Consider the following 3366-nt stretch of genomic DNA (forward strand, 5'->3'; position numbering starts at 1 on the left):
CCGCGTGCCCGTGTCCGGTGGCATGTTCGAATGGACGCTGCCGCCGGACCTGCCCATCGCCCTGGGCCGCTGCCTGGTCTATGCGCTGCCAGAGCAACTGGAAGAACTGGAAGAGGGCGAACTTGTGCGCCAGCTGCGCCTGCTGCAAACCGGCGGCGATGTGGTGCTCATCGTGAGCCCGCACCATCCGCAGTCGCCCATGCCGCTGCTGCAGCGCCATGCCCAGGACCGCGCCAATCTGCACGCAGTGCTGGACAGCCCCGGTCAGACCGAATGGCTGATGGGCGGCGAGCCCGCGCAGGTGCTGCTGCGGCTGCTGGCCGCGCAGCTGCAGGTCACGCGCATCTCGCCCTACCAGACGCGCGGCGGCGTGACGCGCGAGGACGTTTTCTTCGGCCGCGAGCGCCTGCTGGCGCGCGTACTCAACCGCGAACCGGCCAACTACCTGGTCGTGGGAGGGCGCCAGCTCGGCAAAAGCAGCCTGCTCAAGGCCGTGCAACGGCGCCTGCAGGAGCATCCGTCCATTGCCTGCCACTACCTCTCGCTGCGCGACCACCGCCTTACGCCGCGCCTGGCCACCCAGTTCGGCCTGCCCGTGGAGACACCGCTGGAGGCCATCATCGAACACCTGCAGTCGCAATCGCAGGGCAGGCGGCTGTACCTGCTGATCGACGAGGCCGACCTGTTCTTCCGCGATGAGGCCCGCAACGGCTATCCCCAGCTCAGCGCCTTGCGCGCGCTCAGCGAGGAGGGCCGTTGCTGGTTCATGCTGGCTGGATTCTGGGATCTCTATGCGGCAGCGTTGCTCGACTACCAGTCGCCGCTGCGCAACTTCGGCGACATCCTGGCCATCGGCGGCCTGGAGCCATCCGCCTGCCAGGCACTGGCCACCGAGCCGCTGCGCAGGCTGCGCGTGGGCTACGCCAACGACGCCCTGGCCGAACGCCTGATCGAGGCCAGCGGCAAGCGGGCCAATCTGGTCGCCATCCTCTGCCAGGAATGCCTGCAAGCCCTGGGGCCCGACGAACGCGTGATCGAAGAGCGCCACCTGCGCCAGGCGCTGGAATCCCAGCCCGTACAGGATGCCCTGGTCGGCTGGGGCCGCCTGAGCACCGACGAACAGGCCTGCCGCCTGGACCGCATCGCCGTCTATCACACGGCCCAGCAAGGTCACACCAGCCTGACCGCGCTCGACGCCCTGGTCCAGGCCCACGGCGCCACCGGCCAGGCCCAGGCCTTGCGCCGATCCCTGGCCCGCCTGCAACTGGCCTACGTCCTGCGCCGCGATGAAACCCACGGCGTGCACGACGCACGCTACGTCTTCACCATCCCGCTGCTGCAACGCCAATTCGAACCGCAGGAGACGGAGTTGTTGTTGAGGCAGGAACTGGAGAGCCTGGGAAGAGGGTTGAACAGCTGAAAAAAGAGGCGGAAGACAGGCAGGCCTGGTGCAGGAAGAGTGCCTTACCTGGGTTTGGACAATGCTAATCGCAACTGTGATTTAACATAATATACATCGTATCTATTAGATGATCTCTAAAAAAAGTGAGCTTTGATGGGGCTCACAGTCGTAGCGATCACTAACTGAGCGGACATTTATGTTCAGAAGATTCCTCGTTGACGCACGGTTCGGACTCTATGTGCTGCGCTCCAAACTGTCAACCGTTTGAACTTTTTCCCTCCCGCTGAGTGGCTTCTCAGGCCGTTCCAGCGCTACGCTTTTAGCACTCGCGTCCGTGCTGCTTGCAGCACACATCTCCGTGTACTCACGCACAGCCGCAGGACACACAAAAATCATCCCGCGCTTCGGCGGACGCAACGGCAACATGATCACCTCGTGAGGATGGCGCAAGGCATCCCAGACATGTCTGGCCGTGACCAGCCCGCCCGCATAGGCCAAGAAGACGTTCCAACGATACAGCGCCCGGTGCTGCCAAGGCCTCGATCTCCACAGCCCGAGGCGCTGGTCAGCATCCAGATCTACCTTCGCTTCTTGGTTTTTAGAATGTGCGTTGAATCTCATAATTTGTTTAATAGATAGTGCTTTTCACTCAAGCAAGCCACACACCGGCGCTTGATAACTAATTGCGACCTGTCCAGGATTCGCAGGCTGATCGTCATTAACAAATGGCCTCGTTAAATTTAGATCTAACGTTGGAGGCTGCAAACTCTCGATAGTTGGACCACTTATCCCAGTGTTGTCAAAATATTCATTGGTTTTCCCCCTGAATGTGTATGATATTCCATAGCCATAACCGAAGCATCGGTCACACCCGCCAATGATGAACGAGCCAGGAAAACCAGACCGGCCCGACTGCCCACCACCACCGCCGTAAATCACAACAAACTGCTCAACATTAGGTAATTTTCTGAATACCCCGTTGACTACCGCTGTAGGCAAATCGACATAGTAATTCGGAGTATATGTTTTGAAAAATGGCCTGGACATGGACCCCTGGCGCAAGGCCGTCGCAGGAATTCTTGAAATCTGGGGCTCTTGAAGTCTAAAAGTATTTACACCGCCACTTATTTGCCCAAGATTTTTATACTCTCTATTGTTATCCGTTCCATAGCTATTGCTTGCACCATCCGGATAGGTCGCAACCCCTGCCTGTGAACCAATACCTGATGTCCCCGACAAGCCCCCCTGCACATAGCCACCCTGCCCTGGCACGCTTCCACCGCCTTTACCAGCCGCCTGCTTGTTGTCTGTGTAGGAGATGCTCTCGCTCACGTGTGATGCGCCTGCCCCACCACCTTGCCATCCAGCACCACCACCTCCTCCCACGAGCACGTTGGTGCCAAAGCTGTCAGAGTAGGAAATACCCCCTCCTCCACCGCCGCCAATAACAAATCGAATCCGGTCCTTGGCATTGATAGCGATTCGTCCTCTCAACTCCTTCGCCCTCTCTCCACCATTTCCACCAGGAGCGACCACAGCAGCTGCACCATTCAAAAGTATCGCAGACGAACCGCCACCACCACCTGCAAACCCTCCGCCACCGTCTCCACCAACAATCGTGTACTGCATCTGAATTGGCTTCTCATAATCGTAGAGTTTTTCGGGATTTACGGTCACGGTTTTATCAGCCTCGCTCACCGTGAATAAACATCTCTGCAAGGTCGTTGAATCATCACCACCTCCGCCGCCACCGCCTCCATTTTTCTTTTCTGGCGGGTAATAGGTATAACCGGCCAAAGATCCAGGCGTCACAAATATTTTCTCTGCGAATGAATTATTTGGAGAAATAAATGCAATTATTATTGCAATGCACAATACAGCCTTGCAAAATGGTATATAATGGCTGAATGGCTGAATGGCTGAATGGCTGAATGGCTGAATGGCTGAATGGCTGAATGGCTGAA

Annotated in this window: 1 protein-coding gene and 1 pseudogene; one reads left to right on the forward strand and one right to left on the reverse strand. The window is 58.0% G+C overall.

What is annotated here, in order from left to right:
* A partial coding sequence (locus L995_RS34645) for an AAA family ATPase (protein WP_047471056.1) occupies nucleotides 1–1420 on the forward strand: 1420 nt, incomplete at its 5' end.
* Nucleotides 1421–2047: 627 nt separating this feature from the next.
* Here the strand turns inward: L995_RS34645 and L995_RS33765 are convergent.
* Nucleotides 2048–3366: pseudogene (locus tag L995_RS33765) on the reverse strand (hypothetical protein); the annotation flags it as partial.

Source organism: Delftia sp. ZNC0008, assembly GCF_000799035.1.
Classification (GTDB): domain Bacteria; phylum Pseudomonadota; class Gammaproteobacteria; order Burkholderiales; family Burkholderiaceae_C; genus Comamonas; species Comamonas tsuruhatensis.